Genomic DNA, 16681 nt, shown 5'->3' on the forward strand with positions numbered 1-16681 from the left:
AATGATGGTACCATCCAGAAATATATTAAACCTATAGGCCAGATATCATCAGTTTTATGTATTGATATCTAAATACCGCATGTTTTGGATTGTATCATTCTGGACAACGTCAGATTTTTGCAGGTAAATCAAACCAATGAAAGATATTGTTCATAAAATAAAAAATACAGACTGGCTGCAACTTACGGAAACAATGCATCAAAACGGATATGCTATTATTCCCGGGTTATTATCTGAAGATGATTGCGAAACATTAAAATCCAATTATGACCATTCTGTTCTTTTCCGCAAAACAGTTGTCATGGCCAGACACCGTTTCGGCCTCGGAGAATATAAGTATTTTAATTATCCGTTACCTGAGATGATTCAGACCATAAGAACAACTATATATCCTTATCTGGCATCAATTGCCAACACATGGTTTAAAGCATTGCATATTGATACCCAATTTCCTTTGCAGCATCAGGAATTTCTGGATCAATGTCATGCCAATGGACAGCAAAAAGCCACTGTTTTAATTCTGAAATATGGAAAAGGTGGATTTAATACGCTGCATCAGGATTTATATGGAGATATTTATTTCCCTATTCAGATCGTATTAATGCTTAGCGAACCTGACGGAGATTTTACAGGAGGTGAGTTTGTACTTACCCAGCAAATTCCAAGGGCACAGTCTAAAGCCATTGTTTTAAAGCCTAAAAAAGGAGACGTCCTTATTTTCACGACTCAGTTTAAGCCGGAAAAAGGCACAAAAGGATATTACAGGGTTAATATGAAACATGGCGTAAGTGAAGTTAAAGAAGGAAACCGCTATGCTTTGGGTATTATTTTCCATGATGCGGTCAATTAGTTTTTAAAATTATGACTATGATTCAACATTCTCAGATATCACCCGAAGATCTCAGAAGCAAAATCCACAGTAGGGAAATCTGTTTTGGAGGTAATAAACAATTAAAAATTTACGGATTGTTCAGTTGCCGTTCAGGAAAAAGGATGAAGAAGGAAAACAGGGTTTTCTTTACAGATGAAAAAGATGCTTTACAGAATAATTACCGTCCGTGCGGACATTGTATGAGGGAGGCATATCAACAATGGAAGGAATTAATTGTTAAGAGAAAGCTCCAGGGATGAATTAAAAATTTATAGAAATTATGGTTCTTCATTCATATTGTTCAAATCAAATTGATATTATTGTGAAACATTAATCTTTATTACTCATGGTGAAAATAGTATTTCTGGGATTGTTTGCTTCCTGCTTTCTTATGATCTCGGCACAAAATAAGGCTGTTATGGAAATTAACTATGAAACTAAGATAATTTCCGATAGCTTAAATAAGGAAAAAGTGAAAGTTTATTCATCCGTTTTACTATGTAATAATACAGAATCCATCTATTGTAGCGCAGAGGCTAAAGCATATTATAAAGGAAATTTCACACAAACTATCAATACAAATTATGGAAACATACCGAAATATCCTAAAGCCGTAGAAAGTATTTATAATGCTAAAGGTATTATTCATGCATATCTCCCGGTAGGAAAATATATTTTTTCGTTTGAGGAGCCTAAATTAGATTAGGAAGTTTTGAATGAAATGAAACATATAAAAGGTTTCAAATGCCAGCTGGCAAGAACCATAACTGATACAGGAGATACTTTTTTTGCGTGGTTTACCACTGAGATTGCTATTCCGGATGGACCATTCCGATTCAAAGGACTTTCAGGTTTAATTTTGGAGGTGTTCAATAAAAATAAAACTATCGAAATATATGCAACAGAGATTAAAAGATCAGACGAAATTATAGAGCCGTTAACCTATTATAATGAGGTTAAAGCTAAAAGTAAGAAACAGTTTTTGGAAGCAAGAAAAAGTTTTCACGAAAATCCATCAATATATAATGGCAATTTGAAAGTTATAGATTCTAATGGTAATGACAAAACTAAAATTATGACGGACCGTTTAAAAAATACAAATACTTTTCTTGATTAAAATCACTTTGCATTAAATCATTTTAAACATAAAAAAATCGGTATAACAATACGTCATACCGATTTTTCGTTTAGTAGCGGGAACCGGACTCGAACCGATGACCTTCGGGTTATGAGCCCGACGAGCTACCTACTGCTCCATCCCGCGGTATATTTTTAGAGTGCTAACCGAAAGCACTGACTTAGTAGCGGGGACACGACTCGAACGTGCGACCTTCGGGTTATGAGCCCGACGAGCTACCTACTGCTCCACCCCGCGGTGTATTTTTAAAGTGTTTACCGAAAACACTGACTTAGTAGCGGGAACCGGACTCGAACCGATGACCTTCGGGTTATGAGCCCGACGAGCTACCTACTGCTCCATCCCGCGGTGTATTTTTAGAGTGCTTACCGAAAGCACTGGCTTAGTAGCGGGGACACGACTCGAACGTGCGACCTTCGGGTTATGAGCCCGACGAGCTACCTACTGCTCCACCCCGCGGTGTATTTTTAGAGTGTTTACCGTAAACACTGACTTAGTAGCGGGAACCGGACTCGAACCGATGACCTTCGGGTTATGAGCCCGACGAGCTACCTACTGCTCCATCCCGCGATATTGGATTGCAAAGGTACGAATAATTTTTAAAATTCCTAATTTTTCTTTTAAATAAAGGACTTTTATAAAAACTATTTTATTATTTGTATCTTTGTTCTATGGCAAAAATATTGAAAATTTATCCGGACAACCCACAGGAAAATCTTGTGAATGAGGTTATTAAAACATTAAACAATGGTGGGCTGATCATTTATCCTTCAGATACGGTTTATGCTTTAGGCTGTAATATTTTTGATATCAAAGCCATGGAAAAACTGGCTCAGTTGAAAAAAATGAAGCTTGAGAAGTCAAAATTCTCGATTATCTGTAATGATCTCAGCCATCTTTCCGACTTTACAAGACCTATTGACACCTCAGTTTTCAGATTTTTGAAAAGTCATCTTCCGGGTCCATTCACTTTCATTCTGGAAGCTAATAAAAGTTTGCCTTTAGCCTATAAAGGTCATAAAACCATCGGGATCCGCGTTCCTGATCACCCGATTCCGCAACTTATTGTTGAAAAGCTGGGACACCCTATTGCCTCAACTTCCATTAAGGATGATGATGAAATCATTGAGTATTCTACCGATCCTGAGCTTATTGCAGAAAAATATGATCACCTGGTAGACATTGTGATTGATTCGGGATATGGGGATAATGTAGCATCCACTATTGTTGACCTTACTTCAGGAGAACCGGAGATTATCCGTCAGGGAAAAGGAATTATTTAATTCAAAATGATGAGTCTTACCGGGAAATATGCTGCAGGGATTTTACTTACTTTTATTCTTTTAGCTGCTGCGATGCTTTATTCTAATCCGGCGATTACTTTAATAACTGGGATAAGAAAAATTACGGCAGACCATTTTTTTTTCAGCGGAATAATATTGTGGATCATTTTGATTATTGTATTTCTATACAGTATTTTTATTGAGAAAAGTTCTTTTTTACTTAAAGAAGAGAAAAAATATGCCATAGGTTTTTATATCAAAGCTGTTCTGAGCTTATATTTTATCTGTATACTCGGCGGATCCATTCTGAATGCCTTCAGTATGTTCATTATAAAGGAAAAAGTAAGTGATAAACTTCTGAATCTTATACCTATTTTCAGAAACAACTATTTTTTAATTACTTTTACATCACTTACAGCTGCTATTGTAGAAGAATTCCTGATGCGGGGTTATATACAGTCCAGAATTGAAAAAATTTATAACAATCCGGTAGCAGGAATTATTATTTCCTCTGTTTTATTCGGGATTCTGCATAGCACTTACGGTACCATAGCCCAGGTTATCGGACCTTTATTTATCGGACTTGTCTTTGCTTTGTTTTACAAACGTTATTCAAATATTAAAATTCTGATTATCTGTCATTTTATGATTGATTTTATAGCGATGACAGGGATGAATTTTATTGACATTAAACACTTATCTGTATTTTAACATTATGAAAATTATAACATCTCCGGCAAAATTGATGAACGTAGAAAATTCAACGAACCTGTTGAAAACCACTACCCCGAAATTCATTGAAGACGCTGCATTTATACAATCTTATTTAAAAGAAAAATCACCAAAATATCTTTCCGAACTGATGGAAATATCAGCTAAGCTGGCTGATGAAAACTGGGAAAGGAATCAAAAATGGAAATCCAGGCCTACCGCAAAAGAATCTGCTCCGGCCATGTTTGCTTTTACAGGAGAAGTTTACAGAGGTCTTGATGCTAAAACACTGGATAAAAATGCGGTAGATTACCTTCAGAAAAACTACAGAATCCTTTCCGGGCTTTACGGTTTACTGAAACCTTCGGATAAAGTAATGTTGTACAGGCTTGAAATGGGACGTCCGTTTGAATTTGAGCAATACAAAAACCTATATGAATTCTGGAGAGAAAAGATCACAGAACAGCTGAATTCCGAAATGAAAAAAGGAGAGCTTTTACTTCATCTTGCCAGCAATGAGTACGGAAAAGTAATCGACAGAAAAAAGCTGAACCATACAGTAATCGACTTTGATTTTTACGAGTTGAAAGATGGAAAACTCAAGACCATTGTAGTGTATACCAAACATGCAAGAGGTCTTGTAGTAAGATTTTGTGCAGAAACCAACGCCAAAACTCTGGAGGATGTAAAAGCATTCAACTATGAAGGATACAGAATTGATGAAGAAAAGTCCACAGATACAAAACTGGTTTTTACAAGATAAATGACAATTTCAGCCTTTAAAAAATATTTCAAAGCAGAACTTTCCAGCCTTTATACTGAGTCGGAAAGTATATTTTTATCGTCTTTATTCATTCACCAGATTACAGGTTTTGATAATTTCCAGCAAAGGAGATTCTCAGAACAGGAACTTTTAACAGCTGATGAAGAAAAACTTAGCCATTTTGTATCAGAACTTAAAACCGGGAGACCTTACCAGCAGATATTGGGTGAAACCGAATTTTACGGAATGAAATTTTTCGTAGATGAAAATGTACTGATTCCCCGTCCTGAAACGGAAGAACTGCTGGAAATTGCGATCAGGGAGATCAAAAATTCAAAGTTTAAGGATCAGGATATAAAGATTCTGGATATTGGAACCGGAAGCGGAATTATTTCTCTGGTCTTAAAGAAGTATTTTCCTGAAGCCCACATCTCCTCTGTTGATTTTTCTGAAAAAGCCTTGAACACTGCAAAAAGAAATGCAGAGTACCATCAGCTGGAGATCAATTTCATCCACGCCGATTATCTTAATTATGAACCGGGTGAAGACTATGATATTATCATTTCAAATCCGCCATACATCGGGATTGAAGAAGAGATTGAAATTGCAGATTCAGTAAAAGAATTTGAACCCAAAATGGCTCTTTTTTCCCCTACTGCTGATGCTTTGATCTTTTACAGGAAAATTGCAGAAGATGCTAAAAAATATTTATCAGAGGATGGACTTTTATTTTTAGAAATCAATCAGAAATTAGGTCCCGAAACGCTGGACCTGTATCATTATTTTTCTAACGTTCAATTATTAAAGGATTTATCTGAAAATGACAGGTTTATTTATGGAAGGAAATAAGTAATTTTACTTCCATATATATACATAACCTATGAAAACTTTGACATGGAACTTTTTCATCTTTGTTTTACTCATTACTCAGCTGGTATCCTGCAAACAGAATCCTCAGGATGTTATAAATGGATATTACAATAAAGGAGAATTCAACGGTTCGGTTCTGATTGTGAAAAACGGCCAGATTGTCTGTGATACTGCTCTGGGATTCCGCAACTTTGAAAAAAAACTGAAGGCAGACAAAAACACTTCATTTTATATTGCATCCCTCAGTAAGCCATTCACTGCAGCAGCTATTATCATGCTGGAGCAAAAAGGTCTATTGAAATTTGATGACAAAGCTTCCCAATTCATAATGCTTCCGGAATATGCTAAAAATATTACGGTCAGACAGCTTTTGCACCATACTTCGGGAGTCAGGGATTATGAAAATCTGTTTTCTAGAAAGGGATTAACCAATCAGCAAGTAATGAACTGGCTGTTTGATCTTAAAAATCTTGAGTTCATTCCTGACAGCGAATTTAAGTACAGCAACAGCGGATACATCATTCTGTCTCAGATTATTGAAAAGGTTTCCGGAAAATCTTACAGCACATTTATCAATGAGCAGATTATTACTCCTTTAAAAATGGGTAGCACTTATGTGTATGAACCTGGTACAGTTATTCAGAACAGAGCAGCAGGATATAATAAACAAAAACAGCCTGATGATTATTCAATTTTAACAACCGGTGATGGTGGAATCTACTCTACTCCTGAAGATCTTTATAAATTTGATCGTGCTTTACGAAACTATGCCTTAATTAATAAAGAAAATACCAATATGATGTATTCTCCCTTCCAATTGTCCAATGCAAAGATCTCAGACTACGGGTTTGCATGGTTCTTAGAAAATAAAAACGGAGGAAAATCAGCAATGCATACAGGGGGCCTGAACGGCTTTAAAGCCTTATTCTGGAGAGATTTGAAGCATAACAGCTGCATTATTGCGCTTACCAATCAGGGAGATATATTTCCTTTAGGGAACTTTTTATACGACATAAAAAAAACAATACAATAAATATGATTATTCAGCCACACGAAATCAACAATATAAAGATTGCAGAAATTATTTCCGACAGCATGATTATACAGTCTGCACAAGATGGGCTTGATCTCATGGGAAACATTTATTATCAGGGGTTTGACAAAGTAATTCTTTACGAGAAAAACATCACTCCGGAATTCTTCGATTTAAAAACAAAAATTGCGGGTGAAATCCTGCAGAAATTCTCCAACTATCGGATAGGATTAGCTATTGTTGGTGATTTCAGTAAATACGAAAGTAAAAGTATAAAGGATTTTATTTTTGAAAGTAATAAAACAAAAAATGTCAATTTTGTAGGATTATTGGAGGAGGCATTAGAAAAGCTCTCTCAATAACATTTTCAGCTGTTTTTTAAACTGCTGAAAAAATACGCCTTTAATAAAATTCTGAAGTTAATTCATCATTCTGATTTTAAGTCTAAAGCGAAACTTTCTTACTAATGTGAGCGCTTCATAATACCTTGATGTTTTAATAATGTTTCTCTGTATTTCATATTTTACACTTATTTTTATTTAATTCAACATTTTATACATTAAAAACAATCTACATATCTTGTTATCTTAATAAAAATTTAAATTAAAAAATATTAATTTAACTAACAAATAGTGTTAAATCAACTCACAAGCTATTTAAAGCAGGTTTTTTAGTATTTTATTCGTATATTTGCAAAAAACACAAAAATTATGATTTTCACTGGTACACCGCCGTATATTCAATATAAAAGGCTGCTTACATCAATTTACTTAGCAGATATTTTCAGATAAAGCCATAGTATGGTCTCATGGAGACCCGCATTTTAATCTGTACTGGCTTTGGACCTGAGAACCCCATTATGCCATTAAATCAGTATAAATGATTATTCTAAATGAATTGTCATAGATAATTATGTCCATTAAGATTAAAATTGACTGATTCTTCATAAAAACACAATATAAACACATAAAAATACACAGATAAAAAATTATTAATTCATCATGATTAAAAAATTATTTCTACCAATCGTTTTAGTAAGTTCATTTTCATTTGCCCAAGTAGGTATTAACATCCCCGCACCTGATGAGAGTGCCATGCTGGACATTTACAGTCAGAATAAAGGAATACTGATACCAAGACTTACTACAGCAAAAAGAGATGCGATTACCAATCCGGCCAACTCACTTCTTATCTATGACACCGACAAGAAATGTCTGAGCCAGAATATAGGAACTCCAGCCAAGCCTGACTGGCTATGTATCAGCAGTAATGCTGTAAAAATGTTTTACATGCCAAGTGTTTCTTTTGACACTTCAATCACAGCGAACGGCAGGACTAAAGATTTATATACCTTATATAAAACGCAGTTCGGTTCCCCAAAAGCAAAGAGTATCAGCGCTCCTGCTTCAATTCCTTTTTTCCCTTCAAGCAAGGACCTTTACTATTACGTAACCGATGCTGATCCTAATGTATTCAGCAATATTTCTATTTCTGATGATGGTGTAATGACTTACGACGTTAAAGCAGCAGCAACAGACTGTTCTTTCATCAATATTGTTTTTGTTGTTAAATAATTGAGCTATGATAAAAAGTACCTCAATTGTACAATGCAAAAGGTTTTTGTTGATGCTTCCCGTGATGATATTCACCCAGAATATCAAGGCTCAGAATGAACAGGGAACCGGTTATCCTTATTTTGTCAATTTCACACAGGGATTACAGCCTCAGGAAGCTTATAAAGTTTCTACCAGTGGTGTTCAGAATGATGCTACCTTTACCACGGATGGTCTTAGGCTTACCCGTAGTGTAAATAATATTTCCGGAGGAGTGATATTGGCTGACAAGATATTTAAAAGTGATCAGGGTATCAAGTTCGAGTTTGAATTTGCCATTTATGGAGGAAATACTAACGGAGGAGATGGTATTTCGATATTTCTGGTAGATGGTTCCATTCCCAAAGAGCAGCTTAATCTTGGCTACTTCGGCGGAGGATTGGGATATAGTTTTGTACGTGGTGGTGAATCTACGGAAGGATTGAGAGGAGCCTACCTGGGAATTGGTCTGGATGAATTCGGGAATTTTAAAACAAGCTTTAAACAAGGAGAGCGTGTAAGAAATGGAATTTTTGGAGTAACACTGGCAGATGGAAGAAGCAATGTGTCTTTAAGGGCAAAACGCGGAAACCAATATCTGTCATCAGCTGAGCCTGCCGGATACAATGGTTATCCTCTGCTTTACAGTATTGCTACCAATGCAGCTCCTTCCAGCAGCAACAGGTCTGCTTATCTGGATACCCAGACTGGAAAGTATATCGGTATTAGAAATACGAATCTTCAGCAGTTCAGTATTGAAAGCGGCGGAACTACAATTCCTCAGAATGAAAATGATGCAAGATTCCGTAAAGCCTATATTACGTTGGTACCCAATCCTGCCGGAGGTTACAATATTACCCTGGAAATACAGCATGGAACTGTGAAAGAAAAAGTGATTGATAATTATTATTATCCGACCTCTCTTAAATATACCGAAACCACAATATCCAACACCACAGTAAGAACGCTGGATACCTCACCTCCCGCTACTTTCAGAATTGGTTTTGCGGCTTCTACCGGAGCTGCTAAAAATATACATTTATTGAAAAACCTGGGCGTGACGAGACCTTATGCAGCTGAAGTAACGGATGATTTGTTTGCAGGCTGTCCGGGAATAAAATCAACTTATTATCCTTTGCTAAATGATGCAGCTTATTCTTCAGCAAACGGTCAGAATCCGCCAACACTTTCGTATAATAATCTTGATTTTAATTCATTCCGTTTCCTGGACAGTAATGGAGCTGTGATTCCGAATATAACCGGAAATGTTTATACGAACAGTCAGGGAACGTGGACTTATTTTCCTACTACCGGAGCGCTTTCTTTCAAACCTGCCGCCGGGTTTACCGGTGTGGCTCAGATACAGTATGACATCAAAGGTGGTGGCAGAAATGGTACTGAAGCTCCTTACAATACAGAAGAATACAGGTCATTGCCTGCACTGGTACAGGTTAATATTTCAAGTTCAAATAACTGCAGTAAAGCCTGTGTTATTTCCAACAGAAATGTAACTCAGAAAATTATAAGATAATTTGATATAACCAGCTCTCAGCAGCTGGTTTTTTATTTTTAACGGGCAAATCAATACTTTTTATTCTTAACAAAATACCGGACAGCATCTTCAATTGCTTTATCAACAGGCTGATACTTTATCCCAAGTTCCTTTACCGATTTCCGGTTGTTATAATAATTACGGATCTGAAGTGCCTTCATATTGGAAGAGCTGAGATTGGTTTTTATTTTTAATTTTCGCAGGCCGTCACCAATTAATCCAAGAAAGTTCAACACCTTGTCTGGAATAGCTATCATAACAGGCTTTTGACCGGTAATCCGGTTTACTTTCCTGAAAAATTCTCTGTAGCTCAAATTTTCGTTAGCTAAAAGGTATTTTTCACCATTCCGCCCTTTTTCAATGGCATTCACAATTCCGATGGCAGCATCTTCCACATGTACAAAGTTCTTGCCTCCTTTCGGATAGAATATTACTTTCTTTTTCCAGGCCCAGAAAATAATTTTACCTGAACTTGGCTTGCTGTCATACGCACCGATCATAAAAGTAGGATTTACAATGATCACCTCAGTATTTTTAATATTTTTTAAAAGATAATCTTCAGCAGCCAATTTGCTTTGGGCATACCAGGAATGGGTAAAAGGATATATCTGAGGTGCTTTTTCACTTCCCCAGAGCGCTGTCTCTCCGCAACCCAAGGTATTTGCCGTGCTTACAAATAAAAACTTTTTCACCTCCATTATCTCTGCATATTTCGACAGATTTACAACCATTTCATAATTCACTTTCCTGTATTCATCATAATTGATAAGATTCTGACGTGTCTCTGCGGCAATATGAATGATACAGTCAATATTGGTAAGATGTGTTGAAACATCGGATAAAAGATCAGATTCTATAAGTTTCAGATTTTCGTTTTCTTCACCCAGCCAGCTGCTTTTCTTGCGCACCAGAGCAATAACAGAATAACCATTTTGTAATAATTTAAGAATAACATTAGTTCCCAGAAGCCCTGTAGCTCCGGTTACGCAAATTTTTTTCATGCTTCGATCTCTCTTTTTATTGCTTGGGTCATTAATGGCAGTCTGATCCATATGGGTAAAATTTTTATCACCAGCCAGCTGATTGGATTCACCATAATTACGGAATCTTTTTTAAATAACTGCCGGATACAGTAAGAAGCTACCCTATCAGGATTTAAAAGCGTTAATCTTCCCATAAAGCCTTGCTTTTCTATTCTTTTGCATACATCCGTATTCGTTTTCATCGCTCCCGGATTAACAACGCTTACAAAGACATTAGTATCTTTAAGCTCCTCGCGCAGCCCTCTTGAAAAGGAATGGATAAAACTTTTGGATGCCGGATATACCGTCTTAAAGCCTATCGGAGAAAATGCTGCCATACTTGAAACATTCAGGATGTAAGCTTCGGGTTGTTTTAAAAGATTGGGAAGAAGCTGATGGGTAATTAAAGAAGTAGCCGCAACATTTACCTGCAAAATGGTATTGATATAATCAGAAGAGGCTTCCGTGAATTTTTTAGTTCCGCCAAGTCCGGCATTATTGATCAGGATATGAATGGCAAAAGACTGATTGAGCCATTCGGTAAGTTTCATGACATTTTCATTCACGGAAAGATCTGTTTCATAATACTGAACTTTTACTTCATAGAGCTTTTCGAGTTCCCGGGAAAGCTCTTTGAGATTCTGATGCGGAAGACTTACAAGGATAAGGTTGATCTTTTGTTTTGCAAGATGTTCAGCAAATGATTTTCCAAGTCCCTGGCTTGCTCCCGTCACTACCGCATATGATTCTTTGGTATCCATAAGTTTACATTTTATGGTACAAAGCTATCATGTGAACAACGTTCTGATGTTCAGTTTTATCCGGACGAACGTATTTTAAAATAAAAAACACTCAAAACTCAATGAGTTAAAAATCAATAATTTAAACTCATTAAAAAGTTAAAACTTATAAAACTGAACTTATTTTTTAAACTCAGAAGGAGTTTGCCCGGTTACTTTTTTAAAGGTTGTATTAAAGGAGGTTTTGGAATTGAACCCGGATTCGTAAGCGATTCCCAGAATGGATAATTTGCTGTCCGGCTCTTTTAGAAGTTTTTTGGCATAGTCTACTCTGTATTCATTGACATATTGAAAGAAATTTTTCCCGAAGCCTGTATTGATGACGTAAGATAAATGATGGGTAGAGACGGACAGCATTTCTGCCAGCCTGATGAGATTCAGTTCACTATCAAGATAAGGCTTCTGCACTTCCATTAGAGTTTGAAGGGAAATTTTAATTTTTAACAATTCCTCATCAGAAATCAGTTTTCTCTTTACTTCTTCCGAGCCGGAATCTTCATTAATGGAGATCAGTTCTTCTCTCTGTTTTTCTTCCAGAGGATAAATCTCTCTTTGTTTCATAGAGTAGTATCCTACCCAGTAGATCACGAGTAAAAAAACAGTGTTGATAAAGAAATTCAGGGATTTCGGATCGTAGAACAGGTTATAAATGATATAGATGATGTTTACGATAAGCATTACCAGGATAATATACTCCAGCCAGTTCAGATTGATCCCTTCCGTGTTGGAGGAAAACTGCTGGATTCTCCTTTGATGTTTTCTGATGGTAATATAGGAAAGCAGGGTATAGAAAAAAGCCTGTATCAGGATTAAAATAATACTTATGTACTGAAACGGTGTTTCATACCCCAGTTTTACCATTATAAGACATCCCAGAAAAGCTGCAGGAAGCAATAAAAACTTTATATCAGTGATTTTAAAGGTAAAGGAAGGATTGGTATAGAACAACACACTGAAGTAAAAAACAATGGGTGTAAAAAACTGAATAAATTTAACCCAAAAGAGAGAATGAAATTCTACTATTGAGCCGGTAATGAGAAAAAGAACTTCATCGAGCCAAAAAGTAGACCACAGAAAAAGAAATATGCCAAACCAGAAATTAGCCTTATGGTTTACTTTCAAAGGATTAGCCAGCTTCAGCAGAGAAAGCAAAACCAATGAACCATAGATAAGTATCACGATGAAACTGTTTAACTCTGATGTGTTCATTGGTTTTGATATTTTAATTGAAATAGTCTTTATCCTATTCGTTTCCTTACAAAGATTTCATATCCTAAATAAATCAGCGGAAGCGACATTATTCCCAGGAAAAGGCTGTTGCTCATGGCCAGCTGCGGATGCATTACAATAGAGTAAACCAATCCGAAGAACGCTCCTCCAAGATGGGCTGCGTGCCCCAGATTATCCCACTGCTTTGGATTCAACATCATATATACCGAATATCCGAAATACAGGGTTCCGAATAACCATCCCGGCAAGAAATTGACACTGATCTCATTCGGAGCCATTGCTATAGAAGCAAAGATAATTCCTGAAACTGCTCCAGATGCTCCGATTGCGGAATACCACGGCTGATTTTTATAGATCTGCAAACTGAATAAGTTCCCAAGGATCATGGATCCGAAATAAAGGATTAAAAATCCCGTTTCACCAAAGAAACTAATAACTACACCCTGGAAAAAATACAGGGAAAGCATATTGAAAAATAAATGCATAAAGTCAGCATGCAAAAATGCAGAGCTGATCAGCCTGACATATTCCTTTCGGTTGGCAATAGCCGCGACATTGAATTTATATTTTTCAAATAATGCTGTATTATTGAACCCCATGTAACTGAAGATACATGTGGCAGCAATGATAATGATAACAATTATATCCATGATATTTTTTTATATTATGCGGGAACAGGCAGATCTCTATTCATTTTCATTATTCCCGTCATCCTGAAACAGATCTCCGATCATCCCTCCATCTTCGTCAGGATCACCGGTTGGTTCAGGATCTTCATAAACTTCAGGCTCTTCTTCTACAGGTTCAGGAATGGTAATATTGATGGCTTTCACTTTGAACTTGGTAAACTGGTTTCCGATTGCTTTTATTCCTTTTACAGCAATGAATTCATCAATATTCACAACTTCCGGCTCGCGTTCTTTTCCTTTATCTTTGGCAAAAATAATTTCTGCTGTGGCGTCATTGGCAACAATTACATTTTCAATAAAGGATTTAGGATGTTCAGATGGCATAAATGTCTGTACATTTACTGTATTTTCCAGTAAGAATCTCTTTATGAAATAAATATCTTTTTCTCCGTCATAATAAATGCAGGTAATCGGCTGTTCAGGTTTCCACTTTTCCAGTACCAGATATTCATCATCAAAACGGTTGCCAAGATCAAAAGAAACCAGTTTTACTTCACCGTTTGTATTGATGGTAAGGATTTTGTCATCTCCTTTGAAGCTTCCCAGTAATGTTCCTCTTGCATCTGCATTCAGTCTTCTTACGGTATCATCAAACCAGATCTTTCTTGGAGCCAGGGTAGAAACTCCTTCTTCCTTCAGGTCCACTTTCTTCACGGCATATTTTGTGACCAGATTTCCTTTGGAATCACGCCCTTTGATGGCAAGATCAGAGAAATTGATTTCCATTTTATTTTTTCTGATTCTTGGATTCGGCTTTAAAAGTACTGTTACTGTTTCTGCTTCTCCATTTGGGTTTGCTGAGAAATACAGTGTTTCCGAACCTTTTTTATCTGAAGCTAACGGATAATCTGTATTTCTGGTTACCCCTGTTACAGAGAAACGTTTCATATAATATGGTCCTTCCCTGCCTTCACGGTAGATCATATTATACACTGTCCTTTTATCGTTTTTCTTCCATACGGCAACGTGAAGAATATCTTTTCCGATAAAAGTTTTTGCTTCCACTTTTACCACCTTCATACTTCCGTCTTTTCTGAAAGTGATGATGTCATCAATATCAGAACAGTCAAACAAATACTGATCTTTTTTTAGCGATGTACCAATGAAACCTTCTTCAAAATTCGCATAGAACTTTTCGTTGGCTACGGCTACTTTTGTAGCATCAATCGTATCAAAAATTCTGAGCTCAGTTCTTCTCTGTTTGTCTTTACCGTATTTTTTCTGAATATTTAAATAATAATCAATGGCATAAGCGATCAGGTTTTCCAGATTGTATTTTACCTGTTCTATCTTACCTTCCAGCGATGCAATATTTTCTTTAAATTTATCTAAATCAAATCTTGAAATTCTCTTGATTCTGATCTCCGTCAGCTTTAAGATATCCTCTTCTGTAACGGCTCTTAAAAGATGTTTTGTATGAGGTTTTAATCCTGCATCAATGGTCTTTAATACATCTTCCCAGGTTTTCACCTCTTCTATGTCATGGTAAATTCTGTTCTCGATGAAAATTCTTTCCAACGAGGAAAAATGCCAGCTTTCCTGAAGTTCATGAAGCTCAATTTCAAGTTCTTTTTTCAGTAAGGATACCGTATGATCTGTATTCATTTTCAGAATCTCAGATACATTCATGAACATCGGCTTATCTCCTACGATAACACAGGCATTCGGCGAAATAGTTACCTGACAGTCTGTAAAGGCATACAGGGCATCAATAGTTTTATCCGGAGAAACATCATTATGAATATGAATCAGGATCTCTACTTTATCTGAAGTATTATCCTCAATCTTTTTGATTTTGATCTTTCCTTTCTCATTGGCTTTTAAAATAGAGTCAATAAGATCGGTTGTTGTTTTGGAGTATGGAAGTTCGGAAATCACCAATGTGTGCTTATCCGTCTGGGTAATTTTTGCTCTTGCTCTTACTTTTCCTCCTCTGTGGCCGTCGTTATACTCAGAAACGTCGAGATAACCGGCTGTTAAAAAGTCGGGATAGAGTTCAAATTTTTTACCTTTTAAATAGGCTACAGATGCATTGATAAGCTCATTGAAGTTATGAGGAAGTATTTTGGTGGAAAGTCCAACCCCGATACCTTCCACACCCTGTGCAAGGAGTAAAGGAAATTTTACAGGTAAATCAATAGGCTCATTGTTTCTTCCGTCATAAGACTTTGTCCATTCCGTAGTTTTAGGATTAAAGACCACCTCCAGCGCAAAAGGAGTCAGTCTTGCTTCTATATATCTTGCAGCAGCAGCAGAGTCTCCTGTATAAATATTACCCCAGTTTCCCTGGGTATCTATCAACAGCTCTTTCTGCCCGATCTGCACCATGGCGTCTGTAATGGAAGCATCACCGTGCGGGTGATATTTCATGGTATTTCCCACGATATTGGCCACTTTATTGTAACGGCCGTCTTCCAGTTCCCGCATAGAGTGCATAATTCTTCGCTGAACGGGTTTTAAACCATCATATATCGAAGGGATAGCTCTATCCAAAATTACATAGGAAGCATAATCAAGGAACCAGTCTTTGTATAAACCGGAAACTTTTTTTAAGCTTTCACCCTCATGCGAATATTCTTCTGTCGTCATCTGTTTTTTTATCTTTATTAGCTTTCACTACTTTGTTCAGAGAAAGTTTTAAATCGTTTACTTCTTTTCTACTCAAATAAGAGATCTGGTACTTAAGTATCGTAGAACCATTATTTTTGCTGGAAACGGTAATGTATAATCTTTTGAAAAAGAGAATACTGACCACATCATATTTTACCAGTTTGTATTTTGGAAATTCATCGTGAAGAGGCTTATCCAAAAAAGGAATAATATTCCTGTTTTTAAAATTCAAAGCTTCTCCATCGCTGTCATATTCAAAAATCTGCCTCCCGCTGATGTAAAATATGATCAGCAGCAGAATGGGTATAACAATCAATAAATAACTTTCATTACCTATTGCGTTAAACCGGTATTCATTAGCAATAAATGCTATTATACCAAACATGGTTATCATCAAAAGCAACGTACTCAGAGAGTTATAAATCGATGCTTTATTACGGTTACTTAGTCTCATTTTATTTTTTTGGCTGTGTAAGTTTTATAATTCTTACTTCATCCAAAATTGTGTTTTTTTCAG

Annotated in this window: 18 protein-coding genes and 5 tRNA genes; 12 read left to right on the plus strand and 11 right to left on the minus strand. The window is 36.4% G+C overall.

Features of this window, described 5'->3' with window-relative positions; translation table 11 throughout:
• The first annotated feature begins 136 nt into the window (after positions 1-136).
• The 4 genes from EL165_RS05120 (at position 137) to EL165_RS05135 (ending at position 1988) form a co-directional block, all read left to right on the plus strand.
• The gene (locus EL165_RS05120) at positions 137-850 is read left to right on the plus strand and encodes a 2OG-Fe(II) oxygenase (RefSeq protein ID WP_002978959.1); all 714 of its coding nucleotides are present in this window, start codon (positions 137-139) and stop codon (positions 848-850) included.
• Between the two features lie 17 nt (positions 851-867).
• Positions 868-1131 (plus strand): Ada metal-binding domain-containing protein, encoded by a 264-nt coding sequence (locus EL165_RS05125; protein WP_041461462.1) that lies wholly within the window; start codon positions 868-870, stop codon positions 1129-1131.
• Positions 1132-1217: 86 nt separating this feature from the next.
• Complete coding sequence (locus tag EL165_RS05130) at positions 1218-1577, plus strand: hypothetical protein (RefSeq protein ID WP_002978956.1); 360 nt, start codon at positions 1218-1220, stop codon at positions 1575-1577.
• Between the two features lie 15 nt (positions 1578-1592).
• Positions 1593-1988, plus strand: a complete 396-nt coding sequence (locus EL165_RS05135; RefSeq protein WP_002978954.1) for a GLPGLI family protein — start codon at positions 1593-1595, stop codon at positions 1986-1988.
• 74 nt (positions 1989-2062) lie between these two features.
• Here EL165_RS05135 and EL165_RS05140 read toward each other — a convergent pair.
• The 5 genes from EL165_RS05140 to EL165_RS05160 all read right to left on the minus strand — a co-directional run bounded on the left by EL165_RS05140 (position 2063) and on the right by EL165_RS05160 (position 2579).
• Positions 2063-2135, minus strand: a tRNA-Met gene (locus EL165_RS05140).
• A gap of 38 nt (positions 2136-2173) precedes the next feature.
• Positions 2174-2246, minus strand: a tRNA-Met gene (locus tag EL165_RS05145).
• A 38-nt stretch (positions 2247-2284) separates the two neighbouring features.
• A tRNA-Met gene (locus EL165_RS05150) sits at positions 2285-2357 on the minus strand.
• Positions 2358-2395: 38 nt separating this feature from the next.
• A tRNA-Met gene (locus tag EL165_RS05155) sits at positions 2396-2468 on the minus strand.
• Between the two features lie 38 nt (positions 2469-2506).
• Positions 2507-2579 (minus strand) — tRNA-Met (locus tag EL165_RS05160).
• Between the two features lie 101 nt (positions 2580-2680).
• Between EL165_RS05160 and EL165_RS05165 the strand changes: the two genes are divergently transcribed.
• The 8 genes from EL165_RS05165 to EL165_RS05200 all read left to right on the plus strand — a co-directional run bounded on the left by EL165_RS05165 (position 2681) and on the right by EL165_RS05200 (position 9792).
• Positions 2681-3292 carry an L-threonylcarbamoyladenylate synthase gene (locus tag EL165_RS05165; protein WP_002978952.1) on the plus strand — a complete coding sequence of 204 codons (612 nt, stop codon included), beginning with the start codon at positions 2681-2683 and terminating at the stop codon, positions 3290-3292.
• Between the two features lie 6 nt (positions 3293-3298).
• A complete protein-coding gene (locus tag EL165_RS05170; protein WP_002978950.1) occupies positions 3299-4003 on the plus strand; it encodes a CPBP family intramembrane glutamic endopeptidase in 705 nt (234 codons plus the stop codon).
• Between the two features lie 4 nt (positions 4004-4007).
• The gene (gene yaaA, locus EL165_RS05175) at positions 4008-4766 is read left to right on the plus strand and encodes a peroxide stress protein YaaA (RefSeq protein WP_002978948.1); all 759 of its coding nucleotides are present in this window, start codon (positions 4008-4010) and stop codon (positions 4764-4766) included.
• Entirely contained in the window at positions 4767-5615 is an 849-nt protein-coding gene (gene prmC, locus EL165_RS05180) for a peptide chain release factor N(5)-glutamine methyltransferase (RefSeq protein ID WP_002978947.1), read from the plus strand.
• A gap of 31 nt (positions 5616-5646) precedes the next feature.
• A complete protein-coding gene (locus tag EL165_RS05185; protein ID WP_002978945.1) occupies positions 5647-6669 on the plus strand; it encodes a serine hydrolase domain-containing protein in 1023 nt (340 codons plus the stop codon).
• 2 nt (positions 6670-6671) lie between these two features.
• Positions 6672-7031, plus strand: a complete 360-nt coding sequence (locus EL165_RS05190) for a DUF4180 domain-containing protein (protein ID WP_002978944.1) — start codon at positions 6672-6674, stop codon at positions 7029-7031.
• A gap of 639 nt (positions 7032-7670) precedes the next feature.
• On the plus strand, positions 7671-8243 hold the full coding sequence (locus EL165_RS05195) for a hypothetical protein (protein ID WP_002978941.1): 573 nt from the start codon (positions 7671-7673) through the stop codon (positions 8241-8243).
• A gap of 7 nt (positions 8244-8250) precedes the next feature.
• Complete coding sequence (locus tag EL165_RS05200) at positions 8251-9792, plus strand: L-type lectin family protein (protein WP_228370520.1); 1542 nt, start codon at positions 8251-8253, stop codon at positions 9790-9792.
• Positions 9793-9842: 50 nt separating this feature from the next.
• On the opposite strand, the gene EL165_RS05205 is transcribed toward EL165_RS05200, so the two are convergent.
• The 6 genes from EL165_RS05205 to EL165_RS05230 all read right to left on the minus strand — a co-directional run bounded on the left by EL165_RS05205 (position 9843) and on the right by EL165_RS05230 (position 16618).
• Positions 9843-10814 carry an NAD-dependent epimerase/dehydratase family protein gene (locus EL165_RS05205; protein WP_002978937.1) on the minus strand — a complete coding sequence of 324 codons (972 nt, stop codon included), beginning with the start codon at positions 10812-10814 and terminating at the stop codon, positions 9843-9845.
• On the minus strand, positions 10811-11596 hold the full coding sequence (locus EL165_RS05210) for an SDR family NAD(P)-dependent oxidoreductase (RefSeq protein WP_002978935.1): 786 nt from the start codon (positions 11594-11596) through the stop codon (positions 10811-10813). Before EL165_RS05210 ends, EL165_RS05205 begins: the two co-directional genes overlap by 4 nt.
• Before the next feature lie 159 nt (positions 11597-11755).
• Complete coding sequence (locus tag EL165_RS05215) at positions 11756-12844, minus strand: helix-turn-helix domain-containing protein (RefSeq protein ID WP_002978933.1); 1089 nt, start codon at positions 12842-12844, stop codon at positions 11756-11758.
• 29 nt (positions 12845-12873) lie between these two features.
• Positions 12874-13515, minus strand: coding sequence for a rhomboid family intramembrane serine protease (locus EL165_RS05220; protein ID WP_002978931.1), 642 nt, complete (start codon positions 13513-13515; stop codon positions 12874-12876).
• A gap of 36 nt (positions 13516-13551) precedes the next feature.
• Positions 13552-16143: a DNA gyrase/topoisomerase IV subunit A gene (locus tag EL165_RS05225; RefSeq protein WP_002978929.1), complete on the minus strand. Its 2592-nt coding sequence runs from the start codon at positions 16141-16143 to the stop codon at positions 13552-13554.
• A complete protein-coding gene (locus EL165_RS05230) occupies positions 16118-16618 on the minus strand; it encodes a hypothetical protein (RefSeq protein ID WP_041461461.1) in 501 nt (166 codons plus the stop codon). Before EL165_RS05230 ends, EL165_RS05225 begins: the two co-directional genes overlap by 26 nt.
• Between the last annotated feature and the right edge of the window lie 63 nt (positions 16619-16681).

Source organism: Chryseobacterium gleum (genome assembly GCF_900636535.1).
Lineage (GTDB): Bacteria > Bacteroidota > Bacteroidia > Flavobacteriales > Weeksellaceae > Chryseobacterium > Chryseobacterium gleum.

What these genes read in the sequence shown, in the direction of transcription:
- EL165_RS05120 (WP_002978959.1), top strand. Translation starts at nt 137, where the DNA reads ATGAAAGATATTGTTCATAAAATAAAAAATACAGACTGGCTGCAACTT.
- EL165_RS05125 (WP_041461462.1), top strand. Translation starts at nt 868, where the DNA reads ATGATTCAACATTCTCAGATATCACCCGAAGATCTCAGAAGCAAAATC.
- EL165_RS05130 (WP_002978956.1), top strand. Translation starts at nt 1,218, where the DNA reads ATGGTGAAAATAGTATTTCTGGGATTGTTTGCTTCCTGCTTTCTTATG.
- EL165_RS05135 (WP_002978954.1), top strand. Translation starts at nt 1,593, where the DNA reads ATGAAACATATAAAAGGTTTCAAATGCCAGCTGGCAAGAACCATAACT.
- EL165_RS05165 (WP_002978952.1), top strand. Translation starts at nt 2,681, where the DNA reads ATGGCAAAAATATTGAAAATTTATCCGGACAACCCACAGGAAAATCTT.
- EL165_RS05170 (WP_002978950.1), top strand. Translation starts at nt 3,299, where the DNA reads ATGATGAGTCTTACCGGGAAATATGCTGCAGGGATTTTACTTACTTTT.
- yaaA (WP_002978948.1), top strand. Translation starts at nt 4,008, where the DNA reads ATGAAAATTATAACATCTCCGGCAAAATTGATGAACGTAGAAAATTCA.
- prmC (WP_002978947.1), top strand. Translation starts at nt 4,767, where the DNA reads ATGACAATTTCAGCCTTTAAAAAATATTTCAAAGCAGAACTTTCCAGC.
- EL165_RS05185 (WP_002978945.1), top strand. Translation starts at nt 5,647, where the DNA reads ATGAAAACTTTGACATGGAACTTTTTCATCTTTGTTTTACTCATTACT.
- EL165_RS05190 (WP_002978944.1), top strand. Translation starts at nt 6,672, where the DNA reads ATGATTATTCAGCCACACGAAATCAACAATATAAAGATTGCAGAAATT.
- EL165_RS05195 (WP_002978941.1), top strand. Translation starts at nt 7,671, where the DNA reads ATGATTAAAAAATTATTTCTACCAATCGTTTTAGTAAGTTCATTTTCA.
- EL165_RS05200 (WP_228370520.1), top strand. Translation starts at nt 8,251, where the DNA reads ATGATAAAAAGTACCTCAATTGTACAATGCAAAAGGTTTTTGTTGATG.
- EL165_RS05205 (WP_002978937.1), bottom strand. Translation starts at nt 10,814, where the DNA reads ATGAAAAAAATTTGCGTAACCGGAGCTACAGGGCTTCTGGGAACTAAT.
- EL165_RS05210 (WP_002978935.1), bottom strand. Translation starts at nt 11,596, where the DNA reads ATGGATACCAAAGAATCATATGCGGTAGTGACGGGAGCAAGCCAGGGA.
- EL165_RS05215 (WP_002978933.1), bottom strand. Translation starts at nt 12,844, where the DNA reads ATGAACACATCAGAGTTAAACAGTTTCATCGTGATACTTATCTATGGT.
- EL165_RS05220 (WP_002978931.1), bottom strand. Translation starts at nt 13,515, where the DNA reads ATGGATATAATTGTTATCATTATCATTGCTGCCACATGTATCTTCAGT.
- EL165_RS05225 (WP_002978929.1), bottom strand. Translation starts at nt 16,143, where the DNA reads ATGACGACAGAAGAATATTCGCATGAGGGTGAAAGCTTAAAAAAAGTT.
- EL165_RS05230 (WP_041461461.1), bottom strand. Translation starts at nt 16,618, where the DNA reads ATGAGACTAAGTAACCGTAATAAAGCATCGATTTATAACTCTCTGAGT.